General features: G+C 68.9%; 16 protein-coding genes. 8 read left to right on the forward strand and 8 right to left on the reverse strand.

From position 1 onward, the window contains the following. Positions 1-51 precede the first annotated feature (51 nt). The 6 genes from QQA13_RS03405 to QQA13_RS03430 form a co-directional block, all read right to left on the reverse strand. Positions 52-2,883: a valine--tRNA ligase gene (locus QQA13_RS03405; RefSeq protein WP_108472729.1), complete on the reverse strand. Its 2,832-nt coding sequence runs from the start codon at positions 2,881-2,883 to the stop codon at positions 52-54. Between the two features lie 100 nt (positions 2,884-2,983). Further along, positions 2,984-3,337, reverse strand: a complete 354-nt coding sequence (locus QQA13_RS03410) for a DUF3147 family protein (RefSeq protein WP_108472730.1) — start codon at positions 3,335-3,337, stop codon at positions 2,984-2,986. 16 nt (positions 3,338-3,353) lie between these two features. Further along, positions 3,354-4,424 carry a uroporphyrinogen decarboxylase gene (gene hemE, locus QQA13_RS03415; protein ID WP_108472731.1) on the reverse strand — a complete coding sequence of 357 codons (1,071 nt, stop codon included), beginning with the start codon at positions 4,422-4,424 and terminating at the stop codon, positions 3,354-3,356. Between the two features lie 5 nt (positions 4,425-4,429). Next, the gene (locus QQA13_RS03420) at positions 4,430-4,690 is read right to left on the reverse strand and encodes a WGR domain-containing protein (protein WP_108472732.1); all 261 of its coding nucleotides are present in this window, start codon (positions 4,688-4,690) and stop codon (positions 4,430-4,432) included. A 109-nt stretch (positions 4,691-4,799) separates the two neighbouring features. Beyond that, the gene (gene aroB, locus QQA13_RS03425; protein WP_108472733.1) at positions 4,800-5,891 is read right to left on the reverse strand and encodes a 3-dehydroquinate synthase; all 1,092 of its coding nucleotides are present in this window, start codon (positions 5,889-5,891) and stop codon (positions 4,800-4,802) included. Further along, positions 5,888-6,442, reverse strand: coding sequence for a shikimate kinase (locus QQA13_RS03430; RefSeq protein ID WP_108472734.1), 555 nt, complete (start codon positions 6,440-6,442; stop codon positions 5,888-5,890). The genes aroB and QQA13_RS03430 overlap by 4 nt, the downstream gene beginning before the upstream one ends. Positions 6,443-6,495: 53 nt before the next feature. Between QQA13_RS03430 and QQA13_RS03435 the strand changes: the two genes are divergently transcribed. From QQA13_RS03435 to QQA13_RS03445, 3 genes are all read left to right on the forward strand, one after another. Beyond that, the gene (locus tag QQA13_RS03435; protein ID WP_108472812.1) at positions 6,496-7,329 is read left to right on the forward strand and encodes an SDR family oxidoreductase; all 834 of its coding nucleotides are present in this window, start codon (positions 6,496-6,498) and stop codon (positions 7,327-7,329) included. A gap of 24 nt (positions 7,330-7,353) precedes the next feature. Next, a complete protein-coding gene (locus tag QQA13_RS03440; RefSeq protein WP_108472735.1) occupies positions 7,354-7,698 on the forward strand; it encodes a YbjQ family protein in 345 nt (114 codons plus the stop codon). 110 nt (positions 7,699-7,808) lie between these two features. Continuing rightward, positions 7,809-8,012 (forward strand): dodecin family protein, encoded by a 204-nt coding sequence (locus QQA13_RS03445; protein ID WP_108472736.1) that lies wholly within the window; start codon positions 7,809-7,811, stop codon positions 8,010-8,012. A gap of 52 nt (positions 8,013-8,064) precedes the next feature. Here the strand turns inward: QQA13_RS03445 and QQA13_RS03450 are convergent, their stop codons facing one another. Then, entirely contained in the window at positions 8,065-8,895 is an 831-nt protein-coding gene (locus QQA13_RS03450; protein ID WP_108472737.1) for a kinase, read from the reverse strand. Positions 8,896-9,128: 233 nt separating this feature from the next. Between QQA13_RS03450 and pdxH the strand changes: the two genes are divergently transcribed. Genes pdxH through QQA13_RS03465 form a run of 3 tightly spaced genes read left to right on the forward strand, consistent with a single transcriptional unit; the run spans position 9,129 to position 10,982 of the window. Continuing rightward, a complete protein-coding gene (gene pdxH, locus QQA13_RS03455) occupies positions 9,129-9,716 on the forward strand; it encodes a pyridoxamine 5'-phosphate oxidase (protein ID WP_108472738.1) in 588 nt (195 codons plus the stop codon). Then, entirely contained in the window at positions 9,713-10,153 is a 441-nt protein-coding gene (locus QQA13_RS03460) for a secondary thiamine-phosphate synthase enzyme YjbQ (RefSeq protein WP_108472739.1), read from the forward strand. The genes pdxH and QQA13_RS03460 overlap by 4 nt, the downstream gene beginning before the upstream one ends. A 4-nt stretch (positions 10,154-10,157) precedes the next feature. Beyond that, a complete protein-coding gene (locus QQA13_RS03465) occupies positions 10,158-10,982 on the forward strand; it encodes an ABC transporter substrate-binding protein (RefSeq protein WP_108472740.1) in 825 nt (274 codons plus the stop codon). 126 nt (positions 10,983-11,108) lie between these two features. Here QQA13_RS03465 and QQA13_RS03470 read toward each other — a convergent pair whose 3' ends face one another. Continuing rightward, positions 11,109-12,122, reverse strand: coding sequence for an NADP-dependent oxidoreductase (locus tag QQA13_RS03470; RefSeq protein ID WP_108472741.1), 1,014 nt, complete (start codon positions 12,120-12,122; stop codon positions 11,109-11,111). Between the two features lie 196 nt (positions 12,123-12,318). Here QQA13_RS03470 and QQA13_RS03475 point away from each other — a divergent pair, with 196 nt between their 5' ends. Then, the gene (locus QQA13_RS03475) at positions 12,319-16,482 is read left to right on the forward strand and encodes a hypothetical protein (RefSeq protein ID WP_108472742.1); all 4,164 of its coding nucleotides are present in this window, start codon (positions 12,319-12,321) and stop codon (positions 16,480-16,482) included. Further along, positions 16,475-17,299, forward strand: coding sequence for a peptide chain release factor N(5)-glutamine methyltransferase (gene prmC / locus QQA13_RS03480; RefSeq protein ID WP_108472743.1), 825 nt, complete (start codon positions 16,475-16,477; stop codon positions 17,297-17,299). The genes QQA13_RS03475 and prmC overlap by 8 nt, the downstream gene beginning before the upstream one ends. Positions 17,300-17,302 lie beyond the last annotated feature (3 nt).

Below are 17,302 nucleotides of genomic sequence, written 5' to 3' on the forward strand. Positions count from 1 at the left end.
AAAGCACTCCCCCTCAGCCCTTCTCCCGCTTCGCGGGAAGGGCGAGAAAGATCAGCCAGCCAGCTTCGCGGCCTGCTCGCGCAGCGCGCCCAGCGTGTTGTTCCAGTCGGCGATGCGCTGACGTTCCTGGGTGACCACTTCGGCCGGCGCGTTGGCAACGAAGCTGGCGTTGCCCAGCTTGCCTTCGCACTTTTTGATCTCGACTTCGATGCGGGCGATTTCCTTGGCCAGGCGCGTCTTTTCAGCACCGAGGTCGATCAGTCCGGCGAGGGGAATCAGCACGCGCAGCGTGCCGACCACGGCGGCCGCGGCGGCTGGTTCGTCGGCACCGGCTTCGATCCACTGCGGCGCTTCCGTGCGGGCGAGGAAGGCGATCTGCGTGGCGAACTTTGCTACCCGCGTACGGTCGCCGCTGTCACCGTCGGCGAGCAGCAGTGGGATCGTCTTGCCGGGTGAAATATTCATTTCCGAGCGAATCCGGCGGATGCCGGAGAGCACGTTCTTGAACCACTCGATTTCGGACATCGCTGCAATATCGGCAACGATTTCATCCGGGCGGGGCCACGGCCGCTGCATCAGACTGCTTTCGCTGAAGGCCAGCTTCGGTGCCACCGACTGCCAGATTTCTTCGGTGATGAACGGAATCACCGGGTGCAGTGCACGCAGCACGCTTTCCAGCACCACGAGCAGGGTATGGCGGGTCGATGCAGCGGCATTCGCGTCGTCGCCGCTCAAGGCCGGCTTGGCCAGCTCCAGGAACCAGTCGCAGTACTCGTTCCAGACGAACTCGTACAGCGCTTGCGCGAGCTGGTCGAAGCGGTAACTGGTGAAGTGCTGATCGACATGTTCGAGAGTGTGCTTGAGGCGGGTGATGATCCAGCGCTCGGCCTCGGTCACCGGCGCGCCGACCGGTGCAGCAATCTCGCCTTCCGGCAGGTTCATCAGCACGAACCGCGCCGCGTTCCACAGCTTGTTGCAGAACGCCTTGTAGCCTTCGGCGCGCTTGATGTCGAAGTTGATGGTGCGGCTGTAGCTGGCCAGCGCGGCGAAGGTGAAGCGCAGCGCGTCGGTGCCGATCGCCGGAATGCCGTCGGGGTAGTCCTTGCGGATGCGTTTCTCGACCTTGGTGCGTACCTGCGGGATCAGCAGCGACCTGGTGGACTTTTCCACCAGCGGTTCCAGCGCGATGCCGTCGATCAGGTCCAGCGGGTCCAGCGTGTTGCCCTTGGACTTGGACATCTTCTGGCCTTCCGCATCGCGCACGATGGCGTTGATGTAGACCTCGCGGAACGGGATCCGGCCGGTGAAGTATTTGGTCGCCATCACCATGCGGGCGACCCAGAAAAAGATGATGTCGAAGCCGGTGACCAGCACGGCGCTGGGCAGGAAGATCTTGTCCTGCTCCCAGTTGGCGACCACGTCGCCGCGCTCGTTCTTCACCGGGCCATCGGCCGGCCAGCCCAGCGTGGAGAACGGCCACAGTGCCGAGGAGAACCAGGTGTCCAGCACGTCGTCGTCCTGGCGCAGCGCGCCGATCGGCGCGGTGGTGGCGCTGGCTCGCGCGTCGGCCTCGTCCTCGCCCACGAAGATGTTGCCGGCCTCGTCGTACCACGCCGGGATGCGGTGGCCCCACCACAGCTGGCGGCTGATGCACCAGTCCTGGATGTTGTCCAGCCATTGTGTATACGTCGTGCTCCAGTTCTCCGGCACGAACTTGATCTCACCCGAGCGTACGGCGTCCAGCGCCGGCTCGGTGATCGCCTTGCGGCCGCCCGGACGTCCATCTGTCTGGACATCCGAGGTGAGGTCGACGAACCACTGGTCGGTCAGCATCGGCTCGATCACCGCGTCCGAGCGCTGGCTTACCGGCACCTGCAACTTGTGCGGCTTCGTCTCGACCAGCAGGCCGGCGGCTTCGAGATCGGCCAGCATGGCCTTGCGCGCATCGTAGCGATCGAGTCCGCGATACTTCTCCGGCGCGTTGTCGTTGACCTTGGCGTCCAGCGTGAAGATGGTGATCGGCGCCAACTTGTGCCGCTGGCCGATCGCGTAGTCGTTGAAATCGTGCGCGGGGGTGATCTTCACGCAGCCGGTGCCGAAATCCTTGTCCACATAGTCGTCGGCGATCACCGGAATCTCGCGATCGGTCAGCGGCAGCTTCAGCGTCCTGCCGACCAGGTGCGCGTAGCGCTCGTCCTCCGGATGCACGGCCACGGCCACGTCGCCGAGCATGGTTTCCGGTCGCGTGGTCGCAACGACCAGCGAAGCGGCGCCGTCGGTCGTCATGTAGCGGATAGACCACATGTGGCCGTCGCGCTCGACGTTGTTCACTTCCAGATCGGACACCGCGGTGCCCAGTACCGGGTCCCAGTTCACCAGCCGGTTGCCGCGATAGATCAGGCCGGCGCGATACCAGTCGATGAACACCTTGCGCACCGCGGCAGACAAGCCTTCATCCATGGTGAAGCGCTCGCGCGACCAGTCCGCGGCGGCGCCGATGCGGCGCATCTGGTTGGTGATGGTGGAGCCGGATTCCTCCTTCCACTGCCACACCCGCTCGACGAAGGCATCGCGGCCCAGGTCGTGCCGGGTCTTCTCCTCGACCGCCAGCTGGTTCTCCACGATCTTCTGGGTGGCGATGCCGGCATGGTCGGTGCCGACCTGCCACAGCGTGTTGAAACCGCGCATGCGGTGGTAGCGCACCAGCATGTCCATCACCGTCTGCTGGAACGCATGGCCCATGTGCAGCGTGCCGGTGACGTTCGGCGGCGGCAGCAGGATGCAATACGGCTCGCCCTGGCCCGACGGCCTGAACGCACCGCTGGCTTCCCAGCGCGCGTACCACGTCGACTCGATCTGGGCGGGTTCGAAACTCTTGTCCATCAGGGGACTCGCAATGGCGCGCCGTGGCCGGCGCGTGGGGGTAGAAGCAAAGAAAGCAATTGTACGGGGCGGGCGGCTGGCTGCCAAAAGCCCAGTTCGCTCAGGGCAGCAACTCGATGCCGAAGCGGCGCACCAGCAGGGCGAAGAGGCCGAAGCAGATCACGGTGATCAGCACGCAGACGAGCAGGGTGGGCCAGAAGCCGAGACGCGGCAGCAGTGCCGGGAAGGCCAGGAACATCGGCAGCGTGGGCACCACGTACCAGAACGTGTACCAGGCGTGGTTGGCGATCTTCGCCGGCGACTGGTGCTCGAGCTGCAGCCAGATCAGGGCCAGCACGGTGACCAGCGGCAACGCGGCGATCAGGCCGCCGAGGCGGTCGCTGCGCTTGGCCACCTCCGAGACGATCACCACCACGGCGGCGGTGATCAGGTACTTGCTGACGAGCCAGGCCATGCCGCCGCTCCTCCGCTCAGCCGCCGCGCAACGCGCGGCCGTAAGCGTGCACCTCGTCGACCAGCACCTTCACATGTTCCGGATCGACTTCCGGCGTGATGCCGTGGCCGAGGTTGAACACGTGGCCGGGGTGGTTGCCGTAGCTGTCCAGCACGGTACGAGCCTCGCGGCGGATCACTTCCGGGCTGGCGCGCATCACGGCGGGGTCGAGGTTGCCCTGCAGGGCAACCTTGCCGGCGACGGCGCGGCGGGCGTCGGCTAGGTCCATCGTCCAGTCGACGCCGAGCGCGGCGCAGCCGCTGTCGGCCATCTCGGCCAGGTGCATGCCGGCGCCCTTGGAGAACAGGATCACCGGCAATTCGCGCGCATGGGCATCGGCCTTCAGCGCGGCCACGATTTGCGTCATGTAGCGCAGCGAGAACTCGCGGAACGGCGCCGGGCCGAGCAGGCCACCCCAGGTGTCGAAGATCATCAGCGCCTGCGCGCCGGCAGCAGCCTGGGCGACCAGGTAGGCGGCGACGGCGCGGGCCAGCGTGTCGAGCAGCTGGTGGGCGAGTTTCGGTTCGTTCCAGCACATCGCCTTCAGCGTGGCGAAGTCGCGCGAGCCGTGGCCTTCGACCATGTAGCAGGCCAGCGTCCACGGGCTGCCGGAAAAGCCGATCAACGGCACGCGGCCATGCAGTTCCTGGCGAATCAGGCGCACCGCGTCCATCACGTAGCGCAGCTCGCCGTCCATGTCGGGCACGGCAAGTTGCGCGATGTCGGCGGCGTTGCGCACGGGACGCGCGAACTGCGGGCCTTCGCCGTGGGCAAACGACAGGCCCAGGCCCATCGCGTCGGGAATGGTGAGGATGTCGGAGAACAGGATCGCGGCATCCAGCTCGAAGCGTTCCAGCGGCTGCAGGGTCACTTCGCAGGCGTATTCGGGATGCTGCGCCAGGGCCATGAAGCTGCCGGCACGCTCGCGGGTGGCGCGGTATTCGGGCAGGTAGCGGCCGGCCTGGCGCATCACCCAGATCGGCGTGGTGTCGGTGGGTTCGCGGCGCAGTGCGCGCAGGAAGCGGTCGTTCTTCAACACGTCAGTCATTTCAATCAGCGTCCGTACGGGCCTTCCAGCCCCTGGGCAAACATCAGGCGAAAGCCGCGCTTGAGCTGGGCGTCGCGGGCCTTCTCGAAGGCGGTGACCGCCTCGTCGCGCTCCAGGAACTGCTCGCGCTTCATGGTGGCGCGGCCGCCCTGGATGCCGGATTCGCGGTACAGCGTCCAGCCGCCGAGCAGGTCCTGCTCCAGCGTGATCTGGACGTAGCGGGGTGCGTCGGTACTGCCGGGCACGGTTTGCAGATAGAGGCGCATGGGTTCCAGGGATGCCGCACGAACAGGCGCGTAGCCGGACGGCACAGTTTATAGGATTTGCGCGGGCAGACTCGTGGCCGGGTCGGGCCATGTCGTCACACCCGGCGGTTCATCCCGCGGCTTGCAGCACGGCCAGCACGTCGGCCTCGTTCACGCCGCCGACGATCTCGGCCCGGCCGATGCCGCGCCACAGGATCAGCCGCAGCGTGCCGGCGGTGTTCTTCTTGTCCAGCCGCATCAGCGCCAGCAGTTGCTGCGCGTCCATCCCGGGCGGGATCGCCACCGGCAGGCCGAGGGTTTCCAGCAGGCGCTGCAGGCGGGCGGTGGCGGCCGGTTCGCTCATGCCCAGCTGCTCGGACAGCCGGGCGGCCAGCAGCATGCCCACCGCCACGCCCTCGCCGTGCAGCAGGGTGGTGTAGCGGCCGGCAGTTTCCAGCGCATGGCCGAAAGTGTGGCCGAAGTTGAGCAGGGCGCGTTCGCCCTGCTCGGTCTCGTCGCGGGCGACCACGCCGGCCTTGTACCGAACCTTCCGCGCGATCGCTTCCATCACGATGGCGGGATCGCGCGCGGCGAGCGCGGCGGCATGCTGTTCCAGCCAGGCGAAGAACGGCTCGTCGCCGATCGCCGCACCCTTGATCACCTCGGCCAGGCCGGCGCGGTATTCGCGATCGGGCAGTGTCGCCAGGGTGTCGATGTCGGCGATCACGGCGCGCGGCTGGTGGAACGCGCCGGCGAGGTTTTTGCCGACCGGCAGGTTGACGCCGGTCTTGCCGCCGACCGAGGAATCGACCATCGCCAGCAGGGTGGTCGGCATCTGGATGAAGTCGATGCCGCGCATCCAGCACGCCGCGCTGAAGCCGGCCAGGTCGCCGACCACGCCGCCGCCCAGCGCGATCACGCAGGCGTCGCGGGTGGCGCCGAGTTCGCCCAGCGCCTCCAGCGCGCGGCCGACGTTGGCGAAGCTCTTGTGCATCTCGCCGTCGTCGAGCAGGAACGTCGACCGGTGCAACCCGTCCAGTCCCGCTTCGATGCGCGGCAGGTACAGCGGCGCCACCGTGGTGTTGCTGACCACCAGCGCATGCCGGCCGCGCAGCACGGCGCGCCAGCGCGCGTGATCGGCGAGCAGGCCGGCGCCGATCCACACCGGATAGCTGCGCTGGCCGAGGGCGACGGTGATGGTGTGGAATGCGTGGTCGTTCATGCCGTCTGCCTGGGTGCTGCGCCGGGGCGCTGCCAATGGTGGTCGATCAGCGCGATGCAGCGCTCGCTGGCGGCGGCAACGCTGCCGTGTTCGCCGGGCACCGCGAGGTCGGCCAGTTCGCGGTAGAGCGGCTCGCGCTCCTGCGCCATCGCCTGCAGCCGTGCGTGGCGGTCGGGCACCGCCAGCAGCGGGCGGCGGTGGTCGCGCTCCAGCCGTTCCAGTTGCTGTTCGATCGTGGTCTGCAGCCACACCACGTAGCCGCGCTCGCGCAGATGCCGGCGGTTGTGTGGCGCGAGCACCACGCCGGCACCGGTGGCCAGCAGCACGCCGGGACGGCGGCTGCACTCGTCCAGCAGCGTGCTTTCGCGCTGGCGGAAACCAGCCTCGCCCTCGATCGCGAACACCGTGTTCACGTCCACCCCGCAATGATGTTCGATCTCCTGGTCGAGATCGACGAAGCTCAGGCCATAATGCGCGGCAAGTCGTCGCCCGATCGAGGTCTTGCCGGCGCCGGTCGGGCCGATGATGAAAAGGTTGGGCGACGGATTCATGGGCAAATGCTAACAGGGCGGATCGGCCCGGATGGCGTGACGGGAGGTTGATGGTGAGTGAACGTATCCTGCTGGCCGGATGCGGCGACCTGGGCGAACGCGTGGCGCAGCGCCTGCGCGCGCGCGGCGACGAGGTCTGGGCGCTACGGCGCCAGCCGCCGGCGCGCGGCGGGCACGGCATCCACTGGCTGCGCGGCGACCTGACCGATCCGGCCAGCCTGCGCGAACTGCCGGCCGGGATCACCCGGCTGGCCTACCTGCCGGCGCCGGCGACGCGCGACAAGGCGGCGTACCGCGCGATCTTCGTGGACGGCCTGCGCCACCTGCTGGACGCACTCGATCGCCGCAAGCTGGCACGCGTGCTGTTCGTCTCGTCCAGCGCCGTCTACGGCGAACACGACGGCGACTGGGTCGACGAGGCCACCCCGACCGACCCACCCGGGTTCAACGGTGCAGTGCTGCTGGAGGCCGAGCAATGGCTGGCGGAGCAATCGCTGCCGTCGACCGTGCTGCGGCTGGCCGGGCTATACGGGCCGGGACGGCTGCAGCTGATTGAGCGCCTGCGCGCGGGGCAGCTGCGGGTGCCGCGCGAGGCGCCGCACTGGGCCAACCGGATCCATGTCGACGATGCCGCTGCCGCGATCGTGCACTTGCTGGGATTGAAATCGCCGCAGCCGCTGTATCTCGGCGTGGACGACACGCCGATGCCGCTCGACGAGCTGTACGACTTCCTCGCGGCCCTGATCGATGCACCGTTGCCCGCCGAGGGTGCGGCGCCGGCCGGCGTGGGCAGCAAGCGGCTGCGCAATGCGCGGCTGCGCGCCAGCGGCTGGGCGCCGCAATGGCCGGACGCGCGCGAAGGCTATGCCGCGCTGCTCGACGGCTGAACCATCCACCACAGGAGAACTGCCATGGCCAACGCGGTCCCGCATCACCAGGTCAGCACCGCCAACGACATTCCCGGCTGCCGCATCGTGCGTTCGCTGGGCATCGTGCGCGGCATCACCGTGCGTTCGCGCAGCGTGGTCGGCAATCTCGGCGCGGCGCTGCAGACCATCGTCGGCGGCAACATCTCGATCTACACCGAACTGTGCGAGAAGGCGCGCGAGGAAGCGTACGAGCTGATGCTGCAGCACGCCGCCGCGATGGGCGCGAATGGCGTGGTGGCAATGCGCTACGACGCGAACGAGGTAGCGCAGGGTGTCACCGAGGTGCTGGCCTACGGCACCGCGGTGCAGGTCGAGGCGTCAACGTGAGGTGATTTTGCAGTGCGGCTTGCCCCCGCCGATGGCGGCGGCACAGACTCGGACTTCGGGCGGGGGGAGCGCTGCGTGCCGCTTGCACGATTCCACGGGAGATTGACGCCATGTCGGTAGCCAAGGTCATCGAAATCAACGCTTCGTCCAGCAAGGGCTTCGAGCACGCCGTGCAGCATGGCCTGAGCAAGGCCGCCGAGTCGGTGAAGAACATCAAGGGCGCATGGGTCAACGAGATCAAGGTGGTGACCAAGGACGACGGCACGGTGACCGAGTGGCGCGTCAACATGAAGGTGAACTTCGTGGTCGATTGATCGCCGCGGGAATCGGGATTGGCGCCGTGCGATGCTTTCCCGATTCCCGGCTTCAGCCGTGGCTGAGCCCGGTCACGTGGCGGTCGTCGTCGTATTCCACGCAGGTATCGGCCAGTGCCGGCAGGGTGGCCAGCGCGTGCCGGCTGAGCCGCTCGAAGTGCGCCAGGAACCGTTCCATCGCGGCGGCGTCCATCGCCAGCGGTGCGTGCCGGGCCAGCAGCTCCTGTTCCTGCTCGCCGCGCCAGCGGCGCACGATCTCCCAGCTTGGCGCCTGCAGCACGATCAGCGCGTCGAACTTGCGCCACAGCGGCTGGTAGCCGCGCAGCTGCTTGTTGACCCAGTGCCGCCAGCTGCCGTCGGGGTCCTCGGTACGCTCCAGTTCGTTGACCGGCCTGGCCAGCGCGGCTTGCAGCTGCGGGCGGATGCCCAGCGCCCAGCCTTCCACGATCACCAGCCGCGGCGGCCGCGTGGTGCGCGGCCAGCGCGACGGCGGGAAGCGGGTGTCGCGGCCCTTGTCGAAGCGCGGGTGCGACACCGGCAGCTTGTCCGAGGCATGCGGCAGGGCAGCCAGCACCGACATCAGCAGCTCGATCTCGTGCGTGCCCGGCACGCCGCGGCTGCGCAGCAGCGGGTGCACGTCGCGCGCCAGCCCCTCGCGGTCACTGCGGGCGTAATAGAAGTCGTCCAGCGCGAGCACCTCGGTGGCCCAGCCGCGGGCTTCGGCCTGGGCCTTCATCACCCGCGCCAGGGTGCTCTTGCCGCTGCCCTGCAGGCCGGACAGGCCGAGGATGTACGGGCGGCGCGAACGGGCGATGCGCCCGGCGTACTGGTCGAGCAGGTGGCCGGCGAGGGCCTCGTTCTGCATGTCGGCGTGGGACGTCATCCGCGAGGTACCGTGGTTCCGGGGGGAATTTCCGCCACCGGCAGGCCGCGGCGGCGAAGCATCGCGCCAGCGGGCATATCGCTGCCGCCTTCACATGTCGTGGCGGAAGATGGCGCCGTCATCCGGGCCAGGCTGGTACGGGATGGATGGGGCATTGCACTATTATCAGTCGGATTCATCCGCACCATGATGGCGCGTGTCGGCCACGATGCAAAAGGAAAGTTTCAGACACCATGCTCAAATCCGAGATTCTAGACACCTTCCAGCACCTGCTGGACGAAGCCAAGGCCAGTGGCGACCGCGAGCCGACGGCGATGAACCTGGCCACCGTGGACGGTTCCGGCCGGGTCGCCTCGCGCATCGTGCTGCTCAAGGGAGTCGACGAGCGCGGCTTCCGCTTCTACACCAACTACGACAGCGACAAGGGCAGCCAGCTCGAGGCGCATCCGCAGGTGGCGTTGTGCTTCCACTGGAAGCAGCTGCGCGAAGGCGTGCAGGTGCGTGTGGAAGGCGTGGTACGCAAGCTGCAGGCGGAAGAGTCGGACGCCTACTTCGCCAGCCGGCCGCGCGGCAGCCAGATCGGCGCATGGGCCTCGCTGCAATCGCAGACGCTGCCTGATCGCGACAGCTTCGAGCAGCGGGTGGCGCGCTACGAACAGCAGTTCGAGGGCCATGAGGTGACCCGCCCGCCGCACTGGGGCGGCTTCGTGGTGGAGCCGGACATGCTGGAATTCTGGTACGGCGCCGAGTTCCGCCTGCACGAGCGGGTGCGCTGGGATCGCCACGGCCAGACCTGGACCAGCCGGATGCTGTACCCGTGACCCGCGCGCTGCCCGCAGAGCATGTGGCGCAGGGCAGCTTCACCGTGCACACGCGCGGGCGCGGTTTCAGCGAAATCACCACGCAGGTCGGCGACGCGGTGGCGGCCAGCCACGTACAGACCGGCATCGCGCAGGTGTTCACCGCGCATACCAGCTGTTCGCTTTTGATCAGCGAGAATGCGGACCCCGCCGTGTGCAACGACCTGGAGCGCTGGTTCGCCCGCGCCGTGCCGGACGGTGATCCGCTCTTCCAGCATGACGCGGAAGGCCCGGACGACATGCCGGCCCACGTCCGCTCGACCCTCACCGGGGTCAGCCTCACCGTGCCGGTGCACGGCGGCAAGCTGATGCTGGGTACCTGGCAGGGCATCTACCTGTGGGAACACCGCCTCGACCCGCACCAGCGCAAGGTCGTGGTGACCGTGTTGGGGAATTGAACGCATGCATCACGCCGCACCGGATGCCGGCTTGCCGGACCACTACCCGCAGCGCATCGTCTGCCTCACCGAGGAGCCCACCGAGGTGCTGTACGCGCTCGGCGAGGAGCGCCGCATCGTCGGCATCTCCGGCTTCACCGTGCGGCCGCCGCGCGCGCGCAGGGAGAAGCCGAAGGTCTCCGCCTTCACCAGCGCGAAGATCGGCGAGATCCTGAAACTGGAACCGGACCTGGCGATCGGTTTCTCCGACATCCAGGCCGACATCGCGCGCGAGCTGGTCAAAGCCGGCGTCGAGGTGTGGATCAGCAACCACCGCAGCGTCGACGGCATCCTGGCCTACATCCGCCGGCTCGGCGCGATGGTCGGCTCACACGAGAAAGCCGAGGCCTACGCGCAGCGAGCCGAGCGGCACATCGCCGAGATCCGCGCCGCCGCCGCACGACTGCCGCGGCGGCCCAGGGTGTACTTCGAGGAATGGGACGAGCCGATCATCACCGGCATCCGCTGGGTCGCCGAGATCATCGGCCTCGCCGGCGGCGACGACTGCTTTCCCGAACTCGCGCGCGAACCGCTGGCGAAGCAGCGCATCCTGCCAAACGGCGACGAGGTGGTACGGCGCGCGCCGGACATCATCCTCGGCTCCTGGTGCGGCAAGCGTTTTCGTCCCGAGAAAGTCGCGGCGCGGCCAGGCTGGGACACGACCCCCGCGGTGCGCCACGGCGAGCTGCACGAGATCAAGTCGCCGATCATCCTGCAGCCGGGCCCGGCGGCGCTGTTCGACGGGCTGGACGAGATCCATCGGATCATCGCCGCATGGGCGCTGCGCTGAGAGCTTGATTCCCTGGCTGTCGCGCAAGCGGTTTCGGCCGCGGCTTCAGGATCGTGTCCAGCATCGAATCAGCCATGTCGGCCGCAAGGTCCTGGCTGAAAGAAGGCATGAAAAGGCACCGGTCGATTACGCCTGGGGGACTACCCGCAACACCAGCTTTCCCCGATGGCTTCCATCAAACAGCCGGTTCAATACCTCCGGTGCGTTCTCCAGGCCATCGGCAATCGTCTCCTCCGCCTTCAACCGCCCGTCGCGAATCCACCCGGCAAGTGCCTGCACCGCCTCGCGCGTCCTGGTGTAGTCGAGCACCAGAAACCCGCGCATGCTCAGCCGCTTCATCACGAACACACCGTAATCGTCGCGCGGCCGCTCGTCGCTGTTGTAGCCAGAGATCAGGCCGCACAACGCCACGCGTCCGCCGATCACCATGCGTGAGAGCACCGCCCGCATCACCTCGCCGCCCACGTTCTCGAAGTTGACGTGCACGCCGTCGGGAGTGGCGGCCTTGAGTTGCTGCTTGAAGTCGGCGGCCTTGTAGTCGACGGCGGCATCGAAGCCGAGTTCGTCGGTGAGGTAGCGGCACTTGTCGCTGCCGCCGGCGATGCCGACCACGCGGGCGCCCATGATCTTGCCGATCTGGCCGGCGACGGAGCCGACCGAGCCGGCGGCGGCGGAGACCACCAGGGTTTCGCCGGCCTGCACGGGAGCGATATCGGTGAGGCCGTAGTAGGCGGTGACGCCACTCATGCCGGCTGCGCCAAGCAGGGTGGGCAGCGGGATGCCGGGGTCGGCGGGCAGGCGCACGTAACCCCTGGCGCTTTCGTGCAGCACCAGGTAGTCCTGCCAGCCGGTGACGCCCTGCACCAGGTCGCCTTCGCGGTACTGCGCCGAACGCGACTGCACCACGCGGCCCAGGCCGAGCGCACGCATTACCTCACCGATCGCCACCGGCGGCAGGTACTGCGGGATGTCGCGCATCCACACGCGGTTGGTCGGGTCCATCGAGATATACAGCACGCGCACGAGTACCTCGCCGTCCTTCAGCGCGGGCACGGGCTGTTCGACCAGGTCGAAATCCTCGCGCCGGACCAGGCCTTCGGGGCGGGTCCGGAGGCGCAGCTGGCGATTGAGTCGGGTCATGCGGTTCACCGTGACGGGAAAGCCCGTCCCACTATACGGCGGCGTCGTTGCCGGCACGTAACCCCGTTGTGTCGCCGGCAGCGTTGAATCAGTGGCGAGGTCGTTTCGTGCCGGAGCGGCAACCGGGGCGACATCGCTTGTGCCTGTCGTGTTCCACTTACACTGTGCCGGCTGCGCGGCACACAGGGAGAAACGCATGCTTGCTCGAACGCTCGGACTGCTGGGCTTGTGGCTGTTGCTGGCGGCGCCATTGCCGGCGCAGGACGTACCGCCGCCGCTGCGCGACTGGCAGGGCTGGGTGCTGCATGACGTGCCGCAGCACGACTGTCCATTCCTCGCCACCCAGACGCCGAATGCCGGCAGTCATGAGTGCGCCTGGCCCGGTCGACTGGTGCTTGCGGCGGACAAGGACGGTGGCCGCTTCAGCCTGGATGTGCACGTGGATGCGTCGAGCTGGGTGGTGCTGCCCGGCGACGCGCGGAGCTGGCCGCAGCAGGTCAGCGCGAACAACCAGCCGGCCACCGTGCTGCAGCGGGGCGACCAGCCGATGTTGTGGCTGGTGCCCGGTGACTATCAGCTGCGTGGCGTACTGCCGTGGATGGCGCGCCCGGCGCGCCTGCGCGTGCCTTCGACGATCGGGCTGGTGGTGCTGAGCGTCGACGGCGCGGCGGTTACGCGCATCGAACGCAACGGCGAACAGCTCACCCTGGGCGAGGCCGCCGCCGCACAGCGCGCCGCCGACGCGCTGGCGCTGCGCGTGTATCGGCGCCTGGTCGACGGCCTGCCGGCCACGCTGGAGACGCAGCTGCAGTTCAACGTCGCCGGCAGCGCGCGCGAGCAGTCGCTCGGCCCGGTGCTGCCGGAGGGTTTCGTGGCCACCGCCTTGTCCGGCGACCTGCCCGCACGGCTGGACAACGACGGCCAGCTGCGCGTGCAACTGCGCCCGGGCCAGTGGGCGGTCACGCTGGCCGCACGCAGCGTCGCCCCGCTGGGCAAGGTGGCGCTGAAGCTGCCGGCGGCACCGTGGCCGCGGCAGGAGATCTGGAGTTACGACGATGCGCCCGCCCTGCGCAACACCCGGGTGGAAGGCAACGCCACCGATGCCGCGCAAGCCGGTGTGCCGGGCGAGTGGCGCGAGCTGCCGGCCTTCGTGCTGAACGACGGCGCGGGCCTGGCGATCGAGCAGGGCACGCGCGGCGACGAGGGCGGCAAGGGCGACCAACTGCACCTGCAGCGCCAGCTGTGGCTGGACTTCGACGGCGGCGGCCTCAGCGTGGCCGACCGGCTCAGCAGCGAGCTGCGTCATCACCAGCGCCTCGACGTGGCGGCGCCGTGGCAGTTGCAGCGGGCCAGCCAGGACGGTGAGCCGCTGCTGGTCAGCAAGGGTGGGGACGGCCGCAGTGGCGTCGAACTGCGCGAGCAGCAGCTCGATCTGGATGCCGGCCTGCGCCTGCCGACACATCACGGCGCGATTCCCAGCGCCGGCTGGCAGCTGCCGCTGGAAAGCATCGACGCCACCTTGCACCTGCCGCACGGCTACCGCCTGCTCGGCGTGACCGGCGTGGACCGCTCGCCCGATTCGTGGGTTGCCCAGTGGAGCCTGCTCGACCTGTTCGTGGTGGCCTTGATCGCACTGCTGGCCGGCCGTCTGCTGGGCTGGCCGTGGGCGCTGCTGGCGGCCGGCTATTTGGCGCTGGCGCAGCACGAGAGCGCTGCGCCGCTGTGGACGCTGGCGGTGACGCTGGCACTCGCGCTGCTGCTGCGCGCGTTGCCGGAAGGGCGTTTGCGCTCGGTGGCGCGCGCCGGCGCGGTGGCGATCTTCGCATTGGCGGTGTTGTGGACGCTGCCGTTCGCCGCAGCGCAGTTGCAGTACGCGCTGCATCCGCAACTGGAAGGTGGAAGCCAGAGCCGGATTGTTTCGGTGGGTTATGCCGAGCAGGCAGCACAGGAAGAGGTTCATGCGAAGGCACGGATGACGCAGTCGGCGCCGGCGCCTGCACCCATGGCGCCGCCATCGGTCGCCGAAGTTTCCGCCGACGCGACGATGCCGCCGCCACCGCCGCTGCCACCACCGGCGCCCGCGATGGCTATGCAAAACGGTTCGAACTTGTCGCTGCAAGCCGTCTCCGTCACCGGGTCAGCCGTGCGGAACCTGAGCGGCGTACCGACCCTTGCCGGCAACGCCGTCGACAGCCGCAGCGTGACCCAGGCTGGCGCCGGTACGCCGCACTGGGACCAGGGCAACAACTACCGGCTCGGCTGGTCCGGCCCGGTGACCGCGCAGCAGAGTACGCACCTGGTGATCGCGCCGGCCTGGCTGGTGCGGTTGCTGCGGGTGCTCATGGTGGGCCTGCTGGCGCTGCTGCTGGCGAAGCTGGTGCCGCTGCTGCTGACGCCGCTGCGCGGCCGCTGGCGTGATTGGCGCGGCGGTGGCGTGGCGAGCGCGGCCTTGCTGGCCATCGCCTTGTTGCCGGCCGGCGTGCATGCGCAAAGTCTTCCCGACCAGCAGTTGCTGAACCAGTTGCGCAGCCGGCTGACCGAAGCGCCGAAGTGTGCGCCGGCCTGCGCCGTCGTGGCGCAGGCGCAAGTGCAGGCGAGCGGCGATACGCTGGGCGTGGAACTGGAAGCGCACATCGGCGCGGTCGTCGCACTGCCGTTACCGCAGGCCGATGACGCGCTGCAGTTGCTCGATGTCGGTGTGGACGGCCATGCGAATGCACCGCTGAGCCGTCGCGGCGACCAGCTGCTGCTGCGGCTGGAGCGTGGCGTACACCGGGTCAGCCTGCGCTACCGCATCGGCGTGACGGACAACGCCAGCCTGCGTTTTGTGCTGCGCCCGCAGCGCATGGCGTTCAACGGCCAGGGCTGGTCGCTGGCTGGCGTCGACGACGGTCGCCTGCTGGGCGACAGCATTGCCTTGCAGCGCGTGCACACGGCCACCGATGGCAAGGACCTGCCGCCCGCACAGAGTTTTCCGCCGTACGTGCGGCTTACCCGCCGCCTGCAGCTGGGCGTGGACTGGACGGTCGAGAACACGGTCGAGCGGATCGCCCCACAGGACGGTGGTTTCAGTGTCACGTTGCCGCTGCTGCCCGGTGAGCATCCGCTGGGCGACGGCGTGCTGGTGAAGGATGGCCGCATCGGCATCACCTTCAACGCGAACAGCCGTGAGGTGCGCTGGACCAGTCGTCTCGACCACGCGGCGACGCTGGCACTCGAGGCGCCGGCGCTGGGCGAGCGCGCCGAGGTGTGGGAAGTCCACGCCGCGCCGATGTGGCACGTGGACGCGAAGGGCGTACCGACCAGCGCCAGCGACGAGGGGCTGCTGTACCAGCCGCTGCCTGGCGAGAGCCTGCAGCTGGCCTTCAGCCAGCCGATGGCGATCGCCGGCGACAGCCTGGCGTTCGATGGCGTGCAGGTAACCAGCCGCGCCGGGGAGCGTGCTACCGAAACCACGCTGGACCTGCGCGCGCGCAGCACCCGCGGCGGCGAACACGCGATCGGTCTGCCTGCCGGCGCCGAGCTGCTGGACGCGAACCGCGATGGCCAACCGGTCAACCTGGCCGTGCGCGACGGCACGCTCAGCCTACCGCTGCTGCCCGGCGAACACGGCTACACGTTGCGCCTGCGCGAGCCGCACGGCGTGGCCACACGCACGCACGCGCCGGTGTTCGCCTTGCATGCGCCGGTGGCGAACATCGACCTCGCGCTGCAGCTGCCGCAGGATCGCTGGGTACTGTGGACGTGGGGGCCGACTACCGGCCCGGCGGTGCTGTACTGGTCGCAGCTGGTTGTGCTGTTGTTCGCCGCCTGGCTGCTCGCGCGTTACGCGCCAACGCCGCTACGCTTCCGGCACTGGTTGCTGCTCGGGCTGGGCTTCTCCGCGTTTGCCTGGAGCGCCTACGCGCTGGTGGTGGTGTGGCTGATCCTGTTGGGCCTGCGTGCGCGCAGCACGCCGTCGGAACGGCTGGACAGCACGACGTTCAACCTGATGCAGCTGGGCCTCGCGCTGCTCACCGTGCTGGCGCTGGTGGTGCTGGTCGGCGCGGTGCCCAAGGGCCTGCTTGGCCTGCCGGACATGCACGTGGCCGGCAACACCTCCAATGCGTGGAGCCTGCGCTGGTTCGCCGACCAGAGCGCCAATGCGCTGCCCGGTGCCGGTGTGTTCAGCGTCCCGCTGTGGGTGTACAAGCTGGCCATGCTGGCGTGGGCGCTGTGGCTGGCGTGGTCGCTGATCGACTGGCTGCGCTGGGCGTTCGGCGCGTGGACGCGCGGCGGCTACTGGCGCAAGCGCGCGCCGAAGCCGGGCGTGACGCCGCCGCAGCTGTCGCCCTCGGCGACGGAGCCGCCGCATGCCTGATGTCCGCAACATGCTGGCTGCCGCGACCGCTCGGCTCGGCGAGCGCGTCGACGCCGAGCTGTTGCTGCTGCATGTGCTGCGGCAGCCGCGCAGCTGGCTGTTCGCCCACGCCGACGACGTGCCGGATATGGACGTCCAGACGGCTTATGCCGCCCTGGTCGAACGCCGCGCCGCGGGCGAGCCAGTGGCCTATCTCACCGGCCGGCGCGGCTTCTGGTCGCTGGATCTGGAAGTGACCCCGGCCACGCTGATCCCGCGCCCGGAAACCGAACTGCTGGTGGAGCTGGCGCTGCAGCGCCTGCCGCCAATCGCCGCCTGCAGCGTAGCCGACCTCGGCACCGGCAGCGGGGCGATCGCGCTGGCGATTGCGCGCGAGCGGCCACGCGCCCGGGTGGTCGCCACCGACGCCAGCGCTGCCGCACTCGCCGTGGCCCAGCGCAATGCGCAAAGCCATGCCCTCGGCAACGTCGCCTTCGTGCATGGCGACTGGCTGGCGCCGCTGGCCGGCCAGCACTTCGACCTGATCGTCTCCAACCCCCCGTACATCGAAGCCGCCGACCCACACCTGGCGCAGGGCGATTTGCGCCATGAACCCGCCAGTGCGCTGGCCTCCGGCCCCGACGGTCTCGACGACATCCGCCGCATCGTGCGCGACGCCCGTGCCCACCTGCATGCCGATGCCTGGCTGCTGTTCGAACACGGCTGGAACCAGGGCACCGCCGCCCGCGCCCTGCTCATCGAGGCCGGCTATGCCGAGGTATTCACGGCGCAGGATCTGGAGTCGCGCGATCGGGTCAGCGGCGGGCGTCTCGGGTAGGTC

It is taken from the genome of Rhodanobacter thiooxydans, assembly GCF_030291135.1.
GTDB classification, from domain to species: domain Bacteria; phylum Pseudomonadota; class Gammaproteobacteria; order Xanthomonadales; family Rhodanobacteraceae; genus Rhodanobacter; species Rhodanobacter thiooxydans_A.